Annotated in this window: 20 protein-coding genes; 2 read left to right on the forward strand and 18 right to left on the reverse strand. The window is 33.8% G+C overall.

Annotated features, from left to right (window positions below; all coding sequences use genetic code 11):
- Positions 1-142: 142 nt before the first annotated feature.
- Positions 143-1,561, forward strand: coding sequence for a pyruvate kinase (gene pyk / locus CVU84_05360; protein ID PKM95495.1), 1,419 nt, complete (start codon positions 143-145; stop codon positions 1,559-1,561).
- Between the two features lie 547 nt (positions 1,562-2,108).
- Here the strand turns inward: pyk and CVU84_05365 are convergent.
- The 12 genes from CVU84_05365 to CVU84_05420 form a co-directional block, all read right to left on the reverse strand.
- Positions 2,109-3,284, reverse strand: coding sequence for a YibE/F family protein (locus CVU84_05365; GenBank protein PKM95496.1), 1,176 nt, complete (start codon positions 3,282-3,284; stop codon positions 2,109-2,111).
- Between the two features lie 2 nt (positions 3,285-3,286).
- A complete protein-coding gene (locus CVU84_05370) occupies positions 3,287-3,901 on the reverse strand; it encodes a V-type ATP synthase subunit D (GenBank protein PKM95497.1) in 615 nt (204 codons plus the stop codon).
- 42 nt (positions 3,902-3,943) lie between these two features.
- Entirely contained in the window at positions 3,944-5,323 is a 1,380-nt protein-coding gene (locus CVU84_05375) for a V-type ATP synthase subunit B (GenBank protein ID PKM95498.1), read from the reverse strand.
- Positions 5,323-7,110: a V-type ATP synthase subunit A gene (locus CVU84_05380; protein PKM95499.1), complete on the reverse strand. Its 1,788-nt coding sequence runs from the start codon at positions 7,108-7,110 to the stop codon at positions 5,323-5,325. Before CVU84_05380 ends, CVU84_05375 begins: the two co-directional genes overlap by 1 nt.
- 27 nt (positions 7,111-7,137) lie before the next feature.
- Complete coding sequence (locus CVU84_05385) at positions 7,138-7,737, reverse strand: hypothetical protein (protein ID PKM95500.1); 600 nt, start codon at positions 7,735-7,737, stop codon at positions 7,138-7,140.
- Between the two features lie 10 nt (positions 7,738-7,747).
- Complete coding sequence (locus CVU84_05390; GenBank protein PKM95501.1) at positions 7,748-8,056, reverse strand: ATP synthase subunit F; 309 nt, start codon at positions 8,054-8,056, stop codon at positions 7,748-7,750.
- Positions 8,057-8,077: 21 nt separating this feature from the next.
- A complete protein-coding gene (locus CVU84_05395) occupies positions 8,078-8,503 on the reverse strand; it encodes an ATPase (GenBank protein PKM95502.1) in 426 nt (141 codons plus the stop codon).
- 67 nt (positions 8,504-8,570) lie between these two features.
- Positions 8,571-10,499 (reverse strand): V-type ATP synthase subunit I, encoded by a 1,929-nt coding sequence (locus CVU84_05400; GenBank protein PKM95503.1) that lies wholly within the window; start codon positions 10,497-10,499, stop codon positions 8,571-8,573.
- Positions 10,500-10,514: 15 nt separating this feature from the next.
- Positions 10,515-11,582 carry a hypothetical protein gene (locus CVU84_05405; GenBank protein ID PKM95504.1) on the reverse strand — a complete coding sequence of 356 codons (1,068 nt, stop codon included), beginning with the start codon at positions 11,580-11,582 and terminating at the stop codon, positions 10,515-10,517.
- A complete protein-coding gene (locus tag CVU84_05410) occupies positions 11,563-11,874 on the reverse strand; it encodes a hypothetical protein (GenBank protein PKM95505.1) in 312 nt (103 codons plus the stop codon). Before CVU84_05410 ends, CVU84_05405 begins: the two co-directional genes overlap by 20 nt.
- A gap of 82 nt (positions 11,875-11,956) precedes the next feature.
- The gene (gene addB, locus CVU84_05415) at positions 11,957-15,373 is read right to left on the reverse strand and encodes a helicase-exonuclease AddAB subunit AddB (GenBank protein ID PKM95506.1); all 3,417 of its coding nucleotides are present in this window, start codon (positions 15,371-15,373) and stop codon (positions 11,957-11,959) included.
- Between the two features lie 138 nt (positions 15,374-15,511).
- On the reverse strand, positions 15,512-16,585 hold the full coding sequence (locus CVU84_05420) for a hypothetical protein (protein PKM95507.1): 1,074 nt from the start codon (positions 16,583-16,585) through the stop codon (positions 15,512-15,514).
- A 110-nt stretch (positions 16,586-16,695) separates the two neighbouring features.
- On the opposite strand from CVU84_05420, the gene CVU84_05425 reads away from it, so the two are divergent.
- Positions 16,696-17,130, forward strand: a complete 435-nt coding sequence (locus CVU84_05425; protein PKM95508.1) for a hypothetical protein — start codon at positions 16,696-16,698, stop codon at positions 17,128-17,130.
- Positions 17,131-17,132: 2 nt separating this feature from the next.
- On the opposite strand, the gene CVU84_05430 is transcribed toward CVU84_05425, so the two are convergent.
- The 6 genes from CVU84_05430 to CVU84_05455 all read right to left on the reverse strand — a co-directional run bounded on the left by CVU84_05430 (position 17,133) and on the right by CVU84_05455 (position 23,301).
- Complete coding sequence (locus CVU84_05430) at positions 17,133-17,408, reverse strand: hypothetical protein (GenBank protein PKM95509.1); 276 nt, start codon at positions 17,406-17,408, stop codon at positions 17,133-17,135.
- Between the two features lie 51 nt (positions 17,409-17,459).
- A complete protein-coding gene (locus tag CVU84_05435) occupies positions 17,460-18,368 on the reverse strand; it encodes a diacylglycerol kinase (GenBank protein ID PKM95510.1) in 909 nt (302 codons plus the stop codon).
- Between the two features lie 160 nt (positions 18,369-18,528).
- Positions 18,529-19,173 carry a fructose-6-phosphate aldolase gene (fsa, locus tag CVU84_05440; protein ID PKM95511.1) on the reverse strand — a complete coding sequence of 215 codons (645 nt, stop codon included), beginning with the start codon at positions 19,171-19,173 and terminating at the stop codon, positions 18,529-18,531.
- A gap of 55 nt (positions 19,174-19,228) precedes the next feature.
- The gene (gene tkt / locus CVU84_05445) at positions 19,229-21,205 is read right to left on the reverse strand and encodes a transketolase (GenBank protein ID PKM95512.1); all 1,977 of its coding nucleotides are present in this window, start codon (positions 21,203-21,205) and stop codon (positions 19,229-19,231) included.
- Between the two features lie 126 nt (positions 21,206-21,331).
- The gene (locus CVU84_05450; protein PKM95513.1) at positions 21,332-22,534 is read right to left on the reverse strand and encodes a hypothetical protein; all 1,203 of its coding nucleotides are present in this window, start codon (positions 22,532-22,534) and stop codon (positions 21,332-21,334) included.
- 101 nt (positions 22,535-22,635) lie between these two features.
- On the reverse strand, positions 22,636-23,301 hold the full coding sequence (locus CVU84_05455; protein PKM95514.1) for a YigZ family protein: 666 nt from the start codon (positions 23,299-23,301) through the stop codon (positions 22,636-22,638).
- Positions 23,302-23,309 lie beyond the last annotated feature (8 nt).

Genomic DNA, 23,309 nt, shown 5'->3' on the forward strand with positions numbered 1-23,309 from the left:
ATATCAATTAGGAAATTTCTTACAAAATACTTTCCAAATCAACCGTAACCACTAATTGAATTGCTACTAATGTTGATATAAATATGGTATAATAGTACTGAGCGCGTTGCTCTATTACGTTTTTAAAGGAGTAAACATTGTTATGCATAAAACCAAAATTATTTGTACTATAGGGCCAGCCAGTGATACACCGGAAATTTTCAGAGAACTCGTATTAAATGGTCTTAGCATTGCAAGAATTAACTTATCTCATGGAGATCAGCCTTATATTCAGCATAGAATTAATGTAATAAAACAAGTTAGAGAAGAACTTAATATTCCTGTAGCCATATTATTAGACACACGTGGCCCAGAAATCCGAACAAAAAGTTTTGTCGACGGTAAAGCTACGCTTGTAGCTGGCAAAGAAATCACCCTATATAATGGTGATTTTGATGGAACAGAAGAAAGCTTCTGCATTACCTATAACAAATTATATAAAGACGTTTCTAAAGGCAATATTATTTTATTAGACGATGGTTTAATTGAACTGGAAGTTATCGATGTGAAAGACAAGGCGATTCATTGTCTCATCAAAAATGGTGGCGTTTTAAAAAATAAAAAAGGCATTAATGTACCAGGTGTTTTCATTAATTTACCTGCATTAACCCAAGACGATATTGATGATATCCTTTTTGGAGTTAAGCTTGATGTGGACTTTATTGCTGCTTCTTTTATTCGAAAAGCAAGTGATGTTCTTGAAATCAAAGAGCTTTTAACAAAAAATGGTGGCGAAGGCATCCAAATTATCTCTAAAATCGAAAGTCAAGAAGGCGTAGATAATATTGATGAAATCATTGCTGTTTCAGATGCAATTATGATTGCTAGAGGTGATTTAGGAGTCGAAATACCAACCGAACTGATTCCTTTAACTCAGAAAATGATTATTGAAAAATGCAACATTACTGATGTACCTGTAATTACTGCAACTCAAATGCTTGATTCTATGATTGTAAATCCTAGACCAACAAGAGCAGAAGTATCTGACGTTGCCAATGCTGTACTTGACGGGACAGATGCCATCATGCTTTCTGGTGAAACAGCTGCTGGCGCTTATCCAATAGAAGCTGTAAAGGTTATGAGAAAAGTTGCTCAGGCTTCAGAAGATTCCCTAAACTATAAACAAATGCTAATAAGAATCTCTAAAGTTCAAGACAATAATATAGCAAATGCAGTAAGCTACTCTACTTGTAGTACAGCTATGAATTTAAATGCGAAAGCAATCATTTGTCCGACACATAGCGGAAAAACAGTTAGACTGATTGCGATGTTTAGGCCAAGTGTTCCTATCATAGCTTTAACAACAAACGAGAGAACACAAAGACAAATGCAGTTGAGTTGGGGCGTTATTCCTATTCTTATTGCAGAAGAAACTTCTTCTGATGTTTTGTTTTATAAATCTATTCAAAAGGCAAAATCTATGGGCCTAGTGGCTCCAAAGGATTTGGTTATTATAACTGCTGGTATTCCTCTTGGGGTAGCTGGTTCGACGAATCTTATGAAGGTTCAGGAAGTTGAGTAAAAAGTGATGAAGTAGTTATAAAGTAAAGTTGTCGACAAAAGGGTTATATATACATGTTTTTTCCGCTCTGTTGCACCATCCTGGTGCAAAGTCGCGCGCTGCGCCATCCATGGCTCCGCTGTCAAACATATATATATAACCCTTTTGTCTCTGTAATGTTTCCTATTAAACAAGAAAATCGGCTGCGCAGCGTTAAATAACATTGTTATTTATACGCCGAGTTAAAACTCTCGTTACCTATCTGCCACTTTTCCAATTGCATATGCATATCTATCCTTGTAAACAAAAAAATAGCTAGCTATTAGCATAAAATATTACTAGTAAAGAAATCATTATGAAATAATGATACCGGTTTTTGACAATTCAATGAGAAGCAGAGACAAAAGCATTTTTTCTTCTAGATTAATACAAAAGGCAGTAAGTGTTCATTTTTCGCTAGACCGGCCGAAGGGTAAGGCCAGAAAAATGAACACTTACTGCCTAATAATGAATACACCTATCAGAAAAAATGCTTTTGTCGACAGTCTAACTCATTATGTTGTCTATTCTATTGCTTTACCTCTTCAATGGTATTAGGTGCGTTTTTTGATTTGATTGCTCTGTTAAGATAAGCGGCAACGATGGCGGTGAAAGGTATTGTGATAACAAGACCAATGGTGCCTGCGAGGGCTCTTACGATTTCTACTACGATCATGTCGTAATTTATAGTTTCTATCAGTGGCTTATTATAAGCAAGTATTAAGATTAATATGTTTAGGGAGGAGCCAGTATACGCTAGAATTAAGGTGTTTACCATTGTACCCATGATGTCTCTGCCTATATTCATACCTGATTGAAATAGTTGCTTGATTCCCATATTAGGATTTGCTGCTTTTACTTCAACAATTGAGGAAGATATGGACATACTAACATCCATGACTGCGCCTAAAGCACCTAATAGGATTGATGCAAAAAGAAGGCCACTAAAATTAAATTGCGTACCTTGGGGGATAAATGTAAGTTGTTGAACCTCTTCATAGGTAAAACCAATTAGCTTTGCATAATTGCTGAAGGTATATGCTAAAACACCTGCTACAAGCACACCTGCTAGAGTACCAAGGATGGAGGTTAAAGTTTTTTTGCTAAAACCACTTATAATCATGATAGTCGTAATTGAAATTAACGTAGCAATCAGAACTGACAATATAATTGGGTCATCTCCCAATAATATTCTTGGCAAGAAAACCTTTAGTACCAATACTACAGTTAATATAAGTGAAATCAATGCTTTTAAACCTTTTAATCTTCCTATAGCTACTACCAATATTATAAAAATCGCAATTAAGTAAATAATAAATCTGTCTCTTTTATAGCTTACTATGTAGGCATTGGATACGATGGTTTTACTTTCATCCAATTCAAGATATAGCAAAACCTCATCACCTACATGGGCTTCAATATGAGGCGTGGAACTTTCAAAAACATCCTCAATATTTATTTTTTGATCTTTATAACGTGCATCTGTTATGATCGCAACATATTTTATGCTTGTGGTTTCATAGCCCGTATTGTTCTTTGTTGTTTTACCTAATTCTTCAGTTATTTTCGCGCTATACAGTTCGCCCTCTGGGTTCAAATGGTTCCCTTTGGTTGGTTGTATTAGAACCCACACTAAAATACCAACAGCTAAGATAGCAATTCCATATTTCATCCATTCTTTTTTTAGATTCATTCTCTTCACCATACCTAACTGCTGTGTCTTTTGATAATTTTAAGCCTTGTAAATTCTTCTCGTTCCTTTTCTTCTAAGGCATTTTGTATATCTTTTGTTAATTTCTCATAACGTGGAATCATAATATTTGTTAAGGCATTGGCTCTTTTTTGAGTTCTCTTAATATTGATTGCCAATCTATAAATAGCATTTTCAAACTCAGCCAAATCTATTGATAAATGCTTCACTTTTTCAAACTTATGATAGGCATCGTCCAAAGAAATGGTGGTTCTTGCAAATCCATACTGTGGTTTTAAAGACTCTTTGGGCATGCTCAACATTGGTATTTCTACCCCCATTATACTTCGAACCTTTATTTCCACTCGATCTTCTTCCTCAACTGATTGTCCAATTTGTTCCACAGTATTAATACCAATAGCAATATTTGCTTGTTGTAAGGCTTGATATGCCTGTCTAAAAGTGGTATCAATTTGAGCTTGAATTTCTTCAGCCTTAGCTATCAATGCCATCATTTCAGTAACCAAAATGGTTCTTTTTTTGTCTAATAAGTCATAGCCTTGTCTCGACAAGGCAAGTGTATTTTTTGCAACTATTAAATTACCCTTGGTTGGAAATAAAGTGTTTTCCAAAATGCATCACTTTCCTTTTTATAACGGATTGGGTTAGTTCATTTAAGCTTTGGGTTTATAATATTTATCAAGCACTTCCTCACCCATTCGGTCTAGCTCTTCTCTTGGTAAGAGTCCTAACAACTCCCAACCAATGTCTAAGGTACCATCCATAATTCTATTCTCATCTTTTGTTTGAGCTACAAATCTTTCCTCAAAATTTCTGCCAAAAGTCATATAGCGTTTATCCATTTCAGATAATTCATCTTCCCCGATAACGGATGCCAATGCCTTTACTTCCTGTACATGGGCATAAGAAGCAAAAAGTTGATTCGCGATTTGCGGATGATCATCTCTTGTAAATCCATGACCTATACCATCCTTCATAAGCCTCGACAAAGAAGGCAATACGATAATCGGTGGGTAAACACCTTTTTGATGTAATCCTCTGTCTAGAACAATCTGTCCTTCTGTAATATATCCTGTTAAATCAGGAATAGGATGCGTAATATCATCATTTGGCATAGTGAGTATTGGTATTTGTGTAATAGAGCCTTCTCTATCCTTTAACATACCTGCACGCTCATATAAAGAAGCTAAATCACTATACATATAACCTGGAAAGCCTTTTCTACTAGGAATTTCTCCTTTTGAGGACGAAATTTCTCTAAGAGCCTCACAGTAAGAAGTCATATCCGTTAAAATAACCAAAACATGCATATTATGTTCAAAAGCTAAATATTCTGCAGTTGTAAGAGCACATCTAGGTGTAACAATTCTTTCAACTACTGGATCATTTGCTAGATTTAAAAACATAACAACCTTTTGTAAAACTCCACTTTCTTGAAAGCTTCTTTTAAAGAAGTCTGCAACGTCGTTTTTAACTCCCATAGCAGCAAAAACGATGGCAAAATCTTTATGCTCATCAGAAGAAAGTTGGGCTTGTTTTACAATTTGAACAGCCAATTGATCATGTGGCAAACCATTACCTGAAAAAACAGGTAGCTTCTGTCCACGTATCAGTGTCGTTAATCCATCTATAGCAGAGATTCCTGTCTGTATATAATTTCTTGGATATTTTCTGGAAATTGGATTAATGGGATTTCCATTTACATCCCAGTAAACATTTGCCATAATATCGCCTAATCCATCAATAGGCCTTCCAAGTCCATCCATTGTACGTCCAAGTAACTCTTTTGATAGCCCCATTTCTAAAGCTTTTCCAACAAATCGTGTGCGAGTATTAGAACTAGACATACCTGTGGTGCCTTCAAAAACTTGTATAACGGCAATATCATCTTTGATTTCGATGACTCTACCTGCTCTTCTTTCACCATTTTCAAGGGTAATTTCAACCATCTCTTCATAAGAAGCGTCTTTAACACCTTGAACGATTACTAAGGATCCTGTAACTTCTTTGAGACCTAAATATTCAATATTCATCAGCTCTTCATCCTTTCGAAGCTTCTGTAACTTTCAATTAAACCATTACATAAGTCATCAATTTTAACATAAAGCGTATCAAAAGCTTCTAAATGTTCGTTGTCAAAATTATATTTCATTTTTACAAGTTCATCAAAAATACCAGTTTTTCTAAGCTGAGATACTGGAATACCTTTCATTAATAAATTTGCACCTTGTTCATGTAGGTATAAAATTGCTTGCATCATTTTAAATTGTTTTTCTAATGGTACAAAAGTATCCACATCATGAAAAGCATTTTGTTGTAAAAATCCTGTCCTAATTAGTTTAGATGTTTCTAATACTAATTTTTGCTCTTCAGGTAAAATATCTGCACCAATGAGCTTAACAATTTCCATGAGTTTGCTTTCTTCCTGTAATAGTCTTGCTATTTCATTTCTTACCTTGAAAAATTCAGGTGAAACTTGTTTTTCATACCAAGCTTCTAAATCATCTGTATATTCACTATAACTATTCAACCAGTTAATCGCTGGATAGTGCCTTGAGTAAGCCAATTGTCGATCAAGTGCCCAAAAGCACCTTACAAATCTCTTTGTATTCTGTGTAACAGGCTCCGAAAAGTCTCCACCTTGAGGAGATACTGCTCCGATAATGCTTACAGAACCTTCTGATTGGTTTAAGTTATCAACATATCCCGCTCTTTCATAAAATTGTGATAATCTAGATGGTAAGTATGCTGGGAACCCTTCCTCAGCTGGCATTTCTTCAAGTCTACCCGAGATTTCTCTTAGGGCTTCTGCCCAACGTGATGTTGAGTCTGCCATAACAGCCACATGATAGCCCATATCTCTAAAATATTCAGCAATTGTAATCCCTGTATAGATAGAAGCTTCACGAGCAGCTACTGGCATGTTTGAGGTATTAGCTATGAGAACGGTTCTGTCCATTAAGGGTTTCCCTGATTTCGGGTCAATGAGCTTTGGAAAATCTTCAAGTACTTCCGTAATTTCATTTCCTCTTTCACCACACCCAATATAAACAATGATATCCGCATCGCTCCATTTTGCTAACTGATGCTGCGTCATTGTCTTACCTGTACCAAAACCACCAGGTACAGCAGCTGTACCCCCTTTGGCTATAGGAAACAGTGTATCAATAATACGTTGTCCTGTTACTAAGGGTTTATCTAATCTTCTTCTATGTGCGAAGGGTCTTGGCTTTCTTACTGGCCACAGTTGAAAAAGCTTCAAATCAATAACCTCATCAAATTGGTTTTTAATTTTTACGATAACATCTTGAACTGCATAAGATCCATTTTCAGCAGCAAAAATAACTGTACCTTCTACACCAGGCTTAACCATAATTCTATGTTGTACTAGGTCAGTTTCTTGTACCAGAGCATAAATATGTCCACCCTGAACTTGATCTCCTTCATGTACTACTATGTCAACATCCCATTTTTTATCTAAATCCAAGGATTCTGTGTCCAATCCTCTACTAATAAATGATCCTGATTTTTCTTCAATTTTCTTAAGTGGTCTTTGAATCCCATCAAAAACACCACCTATAATGCCTGGCCCTAATTGTAAGGACAAAGGTTCTCCACTCGAATAAACAGGTTCCCCAACTTTTAATCCAGTGGTTGACTCATATACTTGAACAATAACATTTTCATTTTCTAGGCTGATAACTTCACCAATCAATTTCTCATTGCCTACTAAAACCATTTCAAGCATTTTAAATTGATTGCTACCTCTCACTGTTATAACTGGTCCGTTAACGCCTGCGATTTTTCCTTTTTGTTCCACATTCACACCTTCTTTGTTTCATACTTTTTACATTTCCACTTGAATTTGACAACGCTGCAAAAATGATGGTTTTTGATCTTCTAATCTCTTTGCATAAGAGTCATCAATAAATAACCGCTTGGTTTTATTCATAACCTTGCAACCCCCAAGCATTTCAATGTTTTTATTTTCTATCTTAATTTGTTCAGTAAATATCTCTTTTAATCGCTCAAGAAATTGTTCATCAGAGTAGCTAATGATGATCTCAATCTCTCCTTGTCCAATTGCTTCAATATTTTTTTTAATTGTATCAACTAGCTCATCAAAGTAACCTTCACTTTGCGTATGCGTTTTTAATTTTTCTTTAGCAGACTGAAAAACAGTATGAATAACTTCTGTTCTTTTGTTTAATAATTTCATTTTATTATCCATAATTACCTTAGACATGATTTCATTTTTTTCTTTATCTATTTTCTTCAAACTATTTTGGATAAGCGAATAGTTTTCAGTTAAGTACTCTGTCTGCCTTTTATCATATTCTATTTTATTAGCATGAATGATGTCTCCAAGCAACTCTTTTTTTTGAGCTGCGACATCCTTCATAATATCATTTGCAAAGCGTTCTAATTTTTCTTCTATAATTCTCATGATTTACACCTCATATCTTGAGTCCGATCGCTTCTCGAACATATTTAGTAATAGAATCAGGTGTTCTACCCGTTCCGTGTCTATCAGGTATTTCAACCACTAAAGGTATATGATAATTCAACTTAATATCACCAATAAGATCAGGAACCATCTTGCCTAACTTTTCGGTAATCATTAACACACCCACTTCTTTGTCTACTAGCACCTTAGCAATGGCTTGTCTAACCTCTTCAAGTTCATGAACCACTACGCCTTCAACGCCCGCAAGTCTAAAGCCTGTTCTTGTGTCAACATTATCGCTGATTAAGAACATTTTCATAAAATCACTCCTATTTTGTCATTATTGACCTAAAATCATAATAGATATAATTAATCCATAGATTGCAATACCTTCTGCAAGACCAACAAAGATTACTGTTTTACCAAGTAATTTTTCGTTTTCGCTAATTGCACCGATTGCTGCAGAACCTGAAACAGCTACTGCAATACCTGCACCTATTGATGCTAACCCTGTAGATAAAGCTGCCGCTAAATATCTAAACCCATCAATATTTGGTGTTCCTGCAAGCTCAGATCCTGCTGCTGATGCTGTTCCACCCCCAAATAAAGCCACTGCTGCTACAATCATAAGAACAAAAAAGGTTGATAAATTTACTCCTAAAAACTTTTTGACTCTATTCCCTTTTAATTCACGTTTAATACCATAGATTCCTACTCCGATCGTACTTAAAACCAATACAACTGCTAATACAATAATGATTTGCATTTACTTTTCCTCCTTGATATCTTAAGTCTTTCATTTTTAATTTTTATGTTGTTCAAATTTCTTTTTCTTAGATTTTCTTTATAGCTAAAAAGGGTTTGAATTCACTTCCTTCACCTTCAAAAAATCTACTAAATAGTTCATAATATTCAAGCCTTAATCCTTGTATCCCTACAATTAAACCTTCTAGCGCAATGATTAGAATATTACCAAATACCATGACAGCGAATTTTCCTGGTCCTCCCGCTGCCTCTGCAACCATATCAGATAACATATGAAAAGCAATGATTAGTCCGACGTGATTTAAAGCAAAAGCCCCAATTCTCATAAAGGAAATGGTGTTACTTAGTATAGCTAATATTGTTTCTATGAGTTCAAATATGGATTCTATGAAAAATCCCGTTTTATCCTCAGGCAAAAATTCTTTTCTCGTTTTGAGAAATTTTTGCAGCGGATGAGACATTAAAATAATTGCAAAAGATAGTACAATCAATAAAATCGCCGGTACTACTGTAGTTTTTAGTGCCAATGCTTTGCTCAAAACCACAAACATAATAGAGAAATAAGCAACAATGCCCACTACCCCATTTCTGTCAAAAAGCAATCGACCCATATCCTTTTTCTTTATGGCATTTATAACATTTAACACCATAGCAATTACTAAAAGCAATGCTCCAAATCCAATAGCGATAATTAGTATTGGTATTTTGTGATCCATTGGATTAATCATTGGTATGAAAGGCAATGTATGCCGTAAAAACTCTTCGTTTCCAAACAAAGATCCATAAAACAAACCTGAAATCATAGAACAAACCCCTAAGTAAATAGCTATATGTCCTAACGCAGATCCTGATTTTTTATATATATAATAACCTAATAGGGCGATCACTAGACCCTGACCCAAATCACCAAACATTACTCCAAACATAAACAAATAGGTTATCCCAACAAATACTGTAGGGTCAATTTCATGATAAGAAGGAATACCGTACATAGATACCAAAGCCTCAAAAGGTTTGAAAAATCGATTGTTCTTAAGCTTGGTAGGTGGTTTCAACCTCTTAACTGTTTCTTCCTCTTCTACTAAAAAGGAATATGCATCTGATGTCTTCATTTGTTTCACAAAAGCATCTAGATGGCTATGTGGAATCCATCCTGTAATATAAAAGGTTTCTTGTGAATGTACCGCATAATTACGTACAGTAAAAATATGATTCAGTTTAGCTATAATCCCATATAGTTTGGAAATTCTCAACTGATGATTTTGATTAAAGATATCAATCTTTTCATTAACCTGATTCAGTTCCTCCCTTAACGTCATTAGATCACTCTCAATGCCTTGGAGTGCTTCTTTAGGGTGGCCTTGCACCTCATCAGAAATCCTAATTCTAGTAAAATATAAGGAAGCAAACAAGCTATCAATTTCACCTCTAACCATATTAGGCATAAAATACATGAGAAAGACATCATCAGCTTCTCTAAACACCTCAATTACAATAAGATCTAAATTATCATTATACTGTAAAATACGTTGAAAGGATTCTTTTGGCATTTTCCCAAATCTAAATTTCATATAATCTAGCTCAAATAATTTATCAACTTCAACATCAAGATTTTGAATTGGTATGATTTGTTTCTTGATTTGTTCCTTATGTTCTACTCTTGCTTCTAAAGCTCTTTTTCTTTGAATTAAGCTATCAAAAACTTCAATATGTTCATCAAGGTCTGCCTCAACTGTCTCAAAGTCCAAAGAATCATGAACATCTTCATCAATGGAAGTTATATTAATATTCAAATCCTTACATAGTACTGATGCTTTTTTCAACAACACATCATATGGATTATATACGTCAAAAGGCATCAAACCTTTTACAGAATCTAATATCGAAAAAGCTTTAACCAGTTGAATCTCGAATGGTGTGATATTGTTCATTACAAAAGCATCGATTTCCTTTAGCGGTCCTGCGACGTTAATAAAGTACATTTTTTCTACAGCCACTATTTAACCTCCTTTCTATAATTTATGCCCAATCAATTGTTTTCTGATCTCATCAGGTGACACTTGGTAACGTACGCCCTCAATAATAGCAATGATATTATCAATTTCCATCTCTTTTATTACAATATATCCAACAATAGGTGCTAGCGAGTATGGAAAACTCTGTATGTTTTTGTACTGTACCTTTAACAAATACTTGATAAACTCATGTTCCCATTGATTAGGATCATTGCCTATATAATTTTCATAATAGGTTGTTTGGACGATTTCAATAACTTCTTGACTATTGTTTGCTTCGACCATCTTAATCAATTCTTGTTTGTTTAATTTAAAGGATAACGGAATTAAATAACGATAAAGTATTTCCTTATTAAGATCATAGTATTTTTTACCTCTATAGATCCATAGAATATTCCTCAAATCAGCTTCTGCTCCAATAATCGAACCAACGATCTCACGGTCCTTACCCTTAACTTCTTTGCTAAGCTGACTCTTTAATTTATTATAGTAATACATATCTAAAGCCATTTCTGCAGAAAACAAATCAATATGAGTTTCATCAAGTAACAATGGTTTTAAGATATCATAAAAATTCGTTCCTTTAACGCTTTGTACCAGCTCACCCACTGTTTTAGCCTTTAACGTTTCATTAAAATTGATTTTACTATACTTGCTAATAAAAAGTGTTAGTTTATCAATTTCTTCAAGTTGTTTACCCATTTGAAGCGTTCTTAACATTTTTTTTAAATCTTCAATCTCTTGCTTCCTATATACATACCGATAAATTAATTTGTCGTTTCCTTTTAGATATCTTGCGATTTTTAAAGAGTCAGAAATTTCAGCTCTATATAGGAGCATTTCGAGATTCCCTCTATGAATGTTTTTTTCATTCAAGTCCTTTAAGCTTTCTCCATAATAGGTATTGCTTTTAAGGTAAGAAGCAACTTCTGAAACACTACCTTTAACCATCATATTTTTATAATCATCTTCTGAAAGCATCTTACCTTTCATAGCTCTAATTTTAGAACTAAGATGACTATACTTAAAAATCTTTATCATAAAATCACCTCTTAAGAACGGCATCTACTAGGCTTACAGCCCATTCTTCACTCTTTTGTTCATATAACTTTTGAATGTCTTGCATTTTTGAAACACAAAAAGCTTCTTTCACTTGGGCTTCTTTTTTTACTTCATTTATTTCTGCTTCCCTTATGGTATTTATCTTTTTGTTGGTATCCTGAAGTAAGGACTCTTTCATTTTTTTTAAGCTTTGTTCTAATTCATTTTTTCGATCTAACTTCTCCTGCTCTGCACTGTCCATTACTTTTTGAGCTTGATTTTCAATATAGATAATCTTTTGAATCACTTCTTCCAAGAATTTTCAACTCCTTTTACGGTTAGATTCTTTACACTATTTATTATCATATCAAATTTCGACAATGAACTCAACAAAAATATCAATTTTTTTGTAACTTTTCCCATATTTCTGTTTTGGTTAATTCTTTAAGCTGTCTATACTCGTTTCCTTTTATTCCCTTTTCAAATCGACAAATTGATAAATACTTGCAAAAATCGCAACCTGTTTCAGTCTTTCTTTTGTAGGGATGAACAGCTAGATTGCCATCTACAATTGATGTACCTAATTCTTTTACTTTATCTGATACAAATTGTTTCAGAAGATCAAACTGTTCAAGGGAAGCAACTGAAGAGTTTTTTGTTAACTCTCCATTTATTGTTAAAGCTACTGGAATGATATCCGAGGCTTTTTCAATGCTTGCATCTATTTTTTTGATGATGTGTTGTTGATCAAGTACCAATCCCTTAAGCTTTAATTGCTTCATAATCATTCTTTCGATTTGCTTCTTATTTCGATCAGTAACATCTTTGATAATTGGATCATCGATATGAAAGTAAAAAACACCTGCAGGAATGACCCTCTTATGATCATCTTCTGCCTTTTTTAGTGATGTAACCGAATTTAAATATACAAATAATTGAAGCTGTAATCCATAATATAGAGCAACAAGATCAAAGTTCTGATTTCCTGATTTATAATCAACAACCGTTAAATAAAGAGCATCGTCCTCTTCATATCCATCTACCCTATCTACTCGTCCATTCAGCTTCATTGTTTTATTATTCGAAAAATCAATCGTCAGGGCTTCAAGCTTATCAGCATCAAATCCAAGCTCATAATCGATAGGCCTAAACTCCCCTTTGGCTATTTGATTTGCAATTGCCCATAAGGCTCTTTTGGTTACTCTAGTTAATCGTTTTACTAAGTACGTGTTTCTAGAATTACTTGTAAAAATCCCTCTGCTTTCTGCATCAATCACTTCACTCACTGCTTCTTCAACGAGTGCATCTCTCATTTCGTCTTTAAGGCCTTTCCAGTCCAAACCCCTACCTTCAATTTTTCGTGAACATTTATCGATTGCCTTATGAAATAGAATTCCAATATCTGGCATTTTTATGGAATAATCTAATCTTTCTTGCAGCCTAAGACCATAATCCATGAAATGTGAAAATGGACATTTTGCAAAAGCCTCTAGTCTTGATACACTATTATTTAGCTCATTACCGTAGATCGCTTCGACTGCTGTAGGACACAAATCAAGCTCATCATTTTTATCCGTTAAAGCTTGTTCAAAATAGCGAATAATATCGTTCCAATTTTCTTTTTTATAATACCAGCCATATAACTGTTTCAATTGCGTATCATCGGTAATAGATTCAATACTTTTTAGTTTATCAACCATTTGATAAAAGGTGGGCTTGGGTTTATTAATGATACATCTATTCATATAAATCTCGTCAAGATCAAATATTTGCATCTGTGGATACATTTTTTTAATAGAATAAAATAATAAGGATGGGCGCATTGGCTTACCTTGTAAATCAGACTTTGAATAGCTTAAATAAAGTTTTTCACTCACTCTTGAAAGTGCCATATATATGCTAAATTGTTCTTTAAAAACATTTTCCTTATTGTCTGGGGCTAATTGAATGCCTAATTTCTTCAATTGTACCCTCTCAGAATCCGAAATAATATTAGGTTTGTCTATTGTTTTAGGTACTTTACCTTCATTGAATCCTATCACAAATAGAGCCTTTGTTTCTTTAAGCCTTGTTCTTTCTAAGTCTCCAACAACCACTTGATCTAATCCTGGTGGCACTAACCCCATCTCGCATTCTTCTAAACCAGCTTGAAACAAGGCTGAATATGTCTTTGTATTCATTTTTTGATCACCTAGTATTTCTACTGTTTGATCGAGTATTTCTATAACCATTCTATATATTTGGGCGTATTCCTTTTGATACAACAATTGTCCTTCTTCTTCAAAATTGGCTTCTAGCGTATTAATTCTATTCTCAATATCAAGTGATCTCATAAATTGGAAAACACCCTTCGTTATTGTTTCAACTGTACTTTCTTTTGAATGAATAGCTTCCTTGAGTTTTATGAGTGGTATTACTATTATATCCTTTACGTTATTAATAGTGTCCATTATGCTTTTTGCATATTCAGAATCTTTGTTTATGCCGAGAAATGGGCGTTCCCAGGTTGTTATCCAAGCTTTTTGCCCTCTTATTCCATAGGCTAAAACATAATTTTCAATACGGTCCATTGCCTCTTGATCAATATTCAAAAAACCAGTTTTAATATATCTAAACATATTTGCATAATCAAAATTCTTATTGATAATATCAAAGGCTGCTGTTAACAGTTCTACTAATGGATGAAGCAATATAGCTTTCTTTTTATCCATAAAATATGGAATATCATATTGAGAAAACATTTGTTTTATAATTGTTTCATATCCGATAAGATCTCCTGATACTACTGCAATATCCTTATACCTATATCCTTTTTCATAGACTAGTTTCATAATTGAGTCTGCTACATATTGTATTTCTTTTCTCATGTTAGAAGCTTGACACATCATAAGTCCATGAGGCTTATGTAAAAAAACTTCATATGGATATCTATATATGTTTTTTTCTAAATGTGCTATTTCAAAATTGTTTTTATATCTATAAGGTTTCTCATCTTCAATCCACTTGATTGGTGCAATTTCAATGTGTTCTTTTGTCGTTATTTCAAGCAGCTGATGAAACACTTTCTTACTTTCATAAAACAATTGACTTTCATCTTCAAGATCATCTATTTGTTCTCTTGAATCAAGGGTAAGTACAATATTTACATTCTTAGACTTTTTTAATAATTCTCCAATAACCTTAACTTGGATAGGTGTAAATCCGTAGAATCCATCTATGAAAATATCAGCATCTTTTAACCATTCATTTTTAAAAATCCCTTCAATAAGTAGATCCATTGTATTTTCAGTCGTTATATATTTCTCGTTCAAATAATCCTTATATTCTTGTAGTAAAATTCCTGCATCCTTGATTTTTTCTTTGAGTAAGGTACTTGTTACTTCTTCTTTTACCTTTTCGAAACTATCATCCTGCCAATTATATTGATATAACTCTGTAAGCAGTCCCTTTAATTCCTTAACATAACCCTTTTTTCTTATATTACTATATGCGATGGTATATTTTTCTTTAGATTCTTCAACAATTTTTCTAATTACCATGCTCTTACCTGTTTCTTTTAAAAGAGTTTTATTCGCTAATGCAAGATCATCATATATTCTATAGGCAAGTCTACCAAAACTTAACACCTCAATATTCATGATACCTTTTCTTGGATGAAGCTGAATGAAGTCTTGTTGCGTCTGAAGTGTAAATTGTTCAGGAACAATAACCAAAAAGGGTGAACTTGTCTCTATCAAAGACTTTTCAATCATTAAATTATGAATATAATGCGTTTTACCTGCTCCTGAACTACCTAAAATAAATTGTAATCCCATTATTTCACCTCATAATGCATCATTGGTTTATCATTTGTTTTTCTTCAAAGTTTTCAAAAAACAATAGGGCACAAGGCTAAACACTGTTGATTAGCTTCGTGCCCCTTTGCACCTATAATATACTATTATATTCTTATTTTAGTATAAATACAACTCATAGTCGTTTAATTTTTCTACATTGACTTTATCTTTACTCTCACTTGGTACAGCAATTCTATTTGGATTGCCATCTGAAATATATTTTACGTCCTTATGGTTTTCATAGTAATTCAACCACCATTCCAGATCACCTTCTTCACCTTCTGAACCTCTAACTCTTGGACAATTATAAGGATCAAAATCAATGTGTATAGGTGCTACCATAGGACCACTTGGCCCTTCTCTAAAGCCTAGAGAATATTGATAAGGATTCCCTTCATAGGTACCATTAACAACAAATTGCCTATATGCATCTTCTGGTCTAATTCCATGAGGATAAGTAATGGTATCTACAACATAACCTGGTAGAGCACTCTTAATTAATGTATCTACCTTACCAATTTCTTCTTGAACTTGTTCGCCTGTAAGTTGAGATAGCTTAGGGTGAGTATTGGTATGGTTCCCAATTTGATAGCCATTGTCTACCAACCACTTTAAGCGTTCCTCATAGGTTCCAGCTCCTTCAAAAGCACCTTTGCCTCCGTTAATAAAAAGAATAGCTTCTTTTCCAAAATCTGGATGCGCTTTGCTAAATTCTTCAATTAAATAGATTGCGGTACCTTTTTTGGGAACCAAGTTACCACCAACCTCTTCTAATGAAAAAGTTGAGCTTAGTCCATCATCAAAAGTCAAAACGATTGGTGTAAATCCTGCTGGAATACTAATATTACTATTTTTATAATCCTCCATAGAAATCAAACGATAACCGTGATCGTACATAAAATTAAGATCTTTTATAAAATCCGCTTCTGTTCTATGATAAGGGGGTCTATCTTCAATACCATGATACATAACAACCATAATGTGTCCAGCCTCATAGGGCATAACTTCTTCATAATTAATCTCTACTACTGGTTGACTAGCCTCTTCTTGTTGAATATTCTCTTCTTCAGGAAGCGCTTCTTCAAATGTTGTATCATTTTCCTTTGGTGTTATCTCTTGCTGTTCCTTTGAACAACCCATTAATGTGAAAGCAAGTATTATTATTATGCTACTAATTATTTTCTTTTTCAAGATAATACCTCTTCTGTATTTTATTTTTTTGACTTAATGACTTTGTTCATATTTTCATGTCCCTAACAATACACTATAGTAATTAGAAGTATTTAAGTTAAGGAGGCTTTATGGGTTCAACTAAAATTTTAGTATTTCGTTTGAAGGAAATCATTTATACCGTTTTGTTCATTGCCTTGGGTGTACTCTTAATATTGTTATTGGTTTTTATGTTCTCTAAAAAAGAAAAATCTACGCCTACACTCGAATACGTACCAGGAGTATATTCCTCATCAGTTTTACTCGATAATCAGCCCATTAATGTTGAAGTTATTGTAGATAGAAATCATATCAATTCTGTGAAATTAATTGATTTAAATACTACTACCGAAACATTATTCCCACTACTAGAAGAAGCAATGAGCAACATTGAGACTCAATTAACAAGCGATGCAACAGTAGATACTTTGGAAATCAAATCTGAATTCAAGTATACCTCAGCATTGCTTCTCGAAGCCATTAATGGAGCACTGTCAAAGGCGTCGGTTGAAGCTGTACATAAATAAGGCTATAACTTCCAATTAGCCCAGTATAAATCAAGTTCTTCATTAACGATTGCAGCAAAATAACGGTCAATAATATCAAATAGCTCAGATTCATCTTCTAGCTTTATTGTAATAGAATTAGCACTCTTGCTGATTCTTTTATTTTTATCATTTGTTGTTGTAATATACTGATCAAGCTTTGCTAAAAAAACGTCTTTATGTTCCTTTGTGATTTCTTCATAGCCATTCATTTCACCCATTAATTCTTCGATAAATTGTTCTTGTGTAAATTTTATCATATAATACCACCTCGTATTCATCAATTATCTATAGCCACTAAGGTGTAGCTATCATGTTACATTGCAATTGCCAATTACCTTAAGCTTTTTTTGCAAAACATCAATTCTTAAAGGAAACTTTGGTCCAAGTTCGCCATCAATATCTGATTCTTCAAAAGATTCTAAACCTTCAAGACATTCAATATTCATCTTTTTGATTTGACAAAACACTACGTTTTTATCATCTAAATGTTCACCTGTAATTATTTTTCGAAATAAAGTTGGCAAGTAATTAAGAGCACATTCTTTTATGCCAATAAAATCCATATAACCATCATCTAAAACTGCATCCTTGGCTAGTTTATTAAAGCCTCCAGCACTTGAACCATTTAATAATAGAAATAAGAAAAAATAATCATCTATAATTTCGTCGCCAGTATCAATTTTAAACCTTATTCTTGTGAATTTAGGTAATTGTTGTACGCCTTTAATGTAATAAGCCAACTTACCTATAGTGTTTTTTAATTCAATGTCTATGTTTTGGGATATATTCGTAAACAAACCTCCACAACAAACATTAATAAAATACTCTCCATTCACCTTTCCAACATCAATTTCTCGTATGTTCATTTCGGCTAAAAGCTCAAAACACTCCGAGAAATTAAACGGAATACCTAAATGATTTGCAAAATCATTGGCAGTACCAGCCGGAATGACACCTAATGGTAAATCAATATCATTTTTCATCATTGAGTTAACAATTTGATTTACAGAACCATCACCACCTGCTACTATAATAGCTTCACATTCCGTTAGATCCTTTTCAAGTAAGCAAGTTGAAAAATCACTTGCATCTTTCGTTCTTTGTATACGAACATCGTAACCTTTATCTTGAAATACCTCAATAAAATAATCTATTTTGCTCGGAAAAATTCTTGCTCCAGCCATTGGATTATAAATCAACTGCACAAACTTACCCATTCGTTATCCCTTCTTTCTATAATATCTATAGGTTAAAAAATAAGGGTATACCTTCTCTCACCCTAATCATTATAACATATTTCCCCTAAAATCCAAAAAAATTTTTATGCTGAAAAAGCCTAAAACCATACTTGCATTTAGGCTTTTCTTCATATTTATATTATTTTGGAACGCTTTCCCAGTCCTTGAGGAATCTTTGTATACCTGTATCAGTTAATGGATGTTTAAGCATTTGCATAATTACGCTATAAGGAATTGTAGCAATATCAGAGCCCGCTTTAGCTGCATCTAAAACATGAATCGGATTTCTGATGCTTGCAGAAATGATTTCTGTTTCAATTCCATGGATATTAAAAATCTCAGCAATATCAGCAACCAAATCCATACCTACTGAACCGATATCATCAACTCTACCTAGAAATGGACTTACATAGGTTGCTCCAGCTCTAGCAGCCATGAGTGCTTGAGGAGCTGAAAAAATCAAAGTTACATTTGTTTTAATTCCTTCTTTTGAGAAAATTTTAACTGCTTTTAAGCCCTCCTGCGTAATTGGGACTTTGATAACAATATTTTTATGAATTTTACATAGTATCCTACCCTCACGTACCATACCTTCTGCATCCAAGCTTATCACCTCGGCACTGATAGGCCCCTCTACAATTCCAACTATCTCTTTCACAACTTCTTCAAAAACTCTTCCTTCTTTTGCAATCAAAGAGGGATTCGTTGTTACTCCACAAATAATTCCCATATCATTTGCTGCTCTAATTTCTTCAACATTTGCAGTATCAATAAAAATTTTCATATTAAACTCTCCTTTCGATATTTATTTATTGTGATCAAACAGAAATATGAGTAACCTATAGATTAATCAATAATTCAGCTTGTTTAACTACGTTTTCCACCGTTAATCCCATCAATTTATATACTTCATTTGCTGGTCCCGAAGCTCCAAAAGTATCAATTCCCATTACTTTTCCATTACTTCCCACATATTTATGCCAGCCCATTGTAGATCCAGCTTCAACTGCCATGATCTTACTATTTCTTGGTAAAATTGCCTCTTGATAAGAACTATCTTGTTCCTCAAACAACTTCCAAGAAGGCATACTAACTACTCTTGTAGAAATACCTTTTTCTTCCAATACTTTTGATGCTTCATAAATCAATTCAACTTCTGATCCAGAGGCTACTAAAATCAATTCTACATTTCTACTTTCTTCTTTAATGGTATACGCTCCTTGATAGAGACCTACTCCAGTCGTAGCATATTGGGTTAAATTTTGTCTTGATAACACAAGTGCAGTAGGCGTTGATTTACTTGTTAAAGCGCTATACCAGGCTGCTGCTGTTTCATTCGCATCTGCTGGCCTAATCACATTAAAATTTGGAATGCTTCGTAGCATCATAAGTTGTTCTATTGGTTGATGAGTTGGTCCATCCTCTCCAACTCCAATGCTATCATGTGTCATAATATAGATAACAGGTAATCCCATTAAAGAGGCTAGTCTCATAGATGGCTTCATATAATCACTAAATACAAAAAATCCAGCTACATATGGAATCAACCCTCCATGTAGAGCAATCCCATTTGCCATAGCTGCCATAGCATGTTCCCTTACACCGAAATGCAAATTAGAACCGCTATTGTCTTCTTTAGCAAAGTGTCCCCTATTTTCCATAATTGATTTTGTTGAAGGAGACAAATCAGCAGAACCACCAATGATATTTGGTACTATTTTTGATAATTTATTTAACACTTCATAAGAAGATACTCTAGTCGCTTTTGTACCTTCATATTTCCAGAAATCTTCATTCTTTGCTATATCTTCTAAATATTCATTATTTAGCCATTTTTGCAACTCATTTGCAGCGTCAGGATGCGCTGACTCATATTTACTATATAATACATTCCAGGTAACTTCTTGTGCTTCTAAATTAGAAATAACCTCATTCATATGTTGCTTCACCGCAGCTGGGATTGTAAACGGTTCCTCCGTCCAGCCAAAAAATTCTTTCGTTGCTATGATATTAGCATCTCCAAGTGGTTCACCATGCGCTGCTGCTTTTCCTTGCTTAGATGGGCAACCATACCCAATTAATGTATTTACCTTTATTAATGTAGGCTTATCAGTTTCTTTTTTTGCTGCTTCAATGGCTTTTTCTATAGCGTCTGTATCATTTCCATCCGTTATTTCAATTACTTGCCAACCATAAGCCTCAAATCTCATTGGTACATTTTCTCTGAAAGCAATATCTGTATTTCCTTCTATCGAAATTGAATTAGAATCATAAAATAAGATTAGTTTTCCGAGTCCAAGGGTACCTGCTAAGGAAGCAGCCTCACCTGATATTCCTTCCATTAAACATCCATCACCACATAAAGCAAAGGTATAATGATCCATAATGGCAAAATCTTGACGATTAAATTTACTTGCTAGATAACTCTCAGCCAATGCCATTCCTACTGCAGTAGCAATGCCTTGACCAAGTGGCCCAGTTGTCATCTCAACACCCGTGGTATGTCCAAATTCTGGATGACCAGGTGTTTTACTTCCAAGTTGTCTAAACTGTTTGATGTCATCCATTGTAAGACCATATTCAAATAAGTGTAACAATGAATATAAGAGCATTGAGCCATGACCTGCTGACAATACAAATCTATCTCTATTAATCCACTTAGGATTTTTAGGATTATGTTTCATTTGTTTTGCCCATAGGGTGTATGCCATTGGTGCAGCTCCCATTGGTAATCCTGGATGCCCGGAATTGGCTTTTTGAATAGCTTCCACAGATAAAATTCTGATAGCGTTTATCGTTTCTTGATCTAGATGCATTTGTTATACTCCTTCTGATATGTGAAGCTTTCTGTATTAGAAAGCTAATAATAACAAGTTTTAATAGGAAATAGTTTACAGCTGTATATTAATACACTAAAGTTTCGCTGTCAACCTTTTTATGGACTAATGCCTTATGATTCCAGAGACCTTTGTTTTAAATATTGGCAGATCTGGATTTTGTTCAATCAAATCTAAAATCTCTAAAAGTTTCTTAGAGTAGTTTCTAACAGTTGTACCTTGTTTATCCGTTTTGCTACATTCAATCATTACTAAATTATAAATTGTAGTTACATCAACTGGTGCTCTATAATGATAATGGCTACCATGAATTGCCATAATTTTTTCAGTAATTTTAAAGTAATCCTCTTGTTCAAAAGCTTTTAATTCTATGACTGGTTGTCTTAAGTTTGCAATCTGAACTTTGCCCCCCGTAATTGTTGAACCAATACGTTGGTTTAAAGCATCATAGCTTTTAAAACCTTTTTCCTCATTCATAAAAAGCTCTTTCGTACCAGCAAAAACAAACCCACATTTTTCGAGTTCTCCTGTTCCACAGGCGTCCATAATGTATCTAATATTCGCATAGGTTTTCAGTCTTGTATCTGACCTATTACCCATTACCATTTCAAGCTCGTCTACAAATACCATTATTCCAGTATATCCTATTAAGGTTAATAGTGAAATAAACCCTCTAAATACATTAATTGCATTTTCAATATCAACAGAACCCTTTACATTAAGGCGCTTTTTAAGCTCATAGGAAACATTTTTGTCTCCCTTAATCCAAGAAGCTGCAATATTTGATAGTTCATAATCATTGTTTATTTTAGCTCTTATATAAGTTAGTAATACCATGGCAAAAGCATTGTTATAATCATTTAAGGTTGCAATTACGCCATAGATGTCTTTTGTTGCAGAATTTATTTCTTTTTCCTTTTTTATGTTTTTAAGCCAGCTTTCAAAGATTTCTTCAAAACTTGTTCCTTTGCTTAAATGGTCTGACTTAATCTCAAGGTTACTCATTATTGCAGTATATAAGCCATCAAATTTGCTGAAATTAAAGCCACCTGTAATAGATAAGGATGCCACTACAAAGCCTTCACTTAATGCTTTTTGTTTTAAATAATTAAGCATAAAAGACTTTCCTGTACCGTATTCACCTTTGATAAACTTTACAGCGCTGAAACCATCATTTTTAATTCCCTCAAGTAAATAAGTTAGTTCTTCAAGTTCTTGAGTTCTTCCAACAATAAGCTCATCAAGTACAGTATCTGGTATAACGCCCATTCTTAATGCATTTAGTATTTTTGGTGTCTGATCCTTCATATGATTACCGTCCAGCTTTTTAGATTTGCTTTATCAACACTAACTGATTATACCAAAAAAAAGGCAACATTAATAGTTGCTTTCATAGTTTTTTCTAAAAATCATGTCAAATTATTTACTATTAATAATTTCTCATTTACTGTTGAAACATACCGATAACCTTCTGAGACAATGTGACATTGCCCACTTGTAAGCTCAATTATGTCATTTTTTATTTTTTCTGAAAGACTGTGGTCTAAAAAAAGCTTCACTATAACTTTTTCTGAATACAAAGTATCCTGAATGATTTGATTGCTCGTATGTAATAAGTATTCCACCTTAGGCAGCAGGTTATAATCAATTTCTAAATGAACCTTCTCACACAAAGCACTTTCATATATGTTTGCTTCCTCTAGACATGTCTTAATGGCTTCCGTATAAGCCTTAATTAATCCACCTGTTCCTAAAAGGACTCCACCAAAATATCTCGTTACTACTGCTACAACATTTTTCAGTCCTGCACCTTTCAGTACTTCAAGCATTGGTTTCCCTGCTGTACCCGATGGTTCTTTATCATCATTGAACCTTTCAATAGACTGCTCATTTAATCCAATAATATAGGCGAAACAATTGTGATTAGCATCATAATATTTCTTTTTAATGCTTTGAATATATTCTAATGCTTCGTCTTCAGATTTAACTTCTATAAGGCTGCACAGGAATTTGGATTTTTTATGAACAATTTGTTGTTGGGTTTCTTTTAGTACTGTCTTGTATTTATCAAGCATACCTTCAT

It is taken from the genome of Firmicutes bacterium HGW-Firmicutes-1 (assembly GCA_002841625.1).
In the GTDB taxonomy this organism is placed as follows: domain Bacteria; phylum Bacillota; class Clostridia; order Lachnospirales; family Vallitaleaceae; genus HGW-1.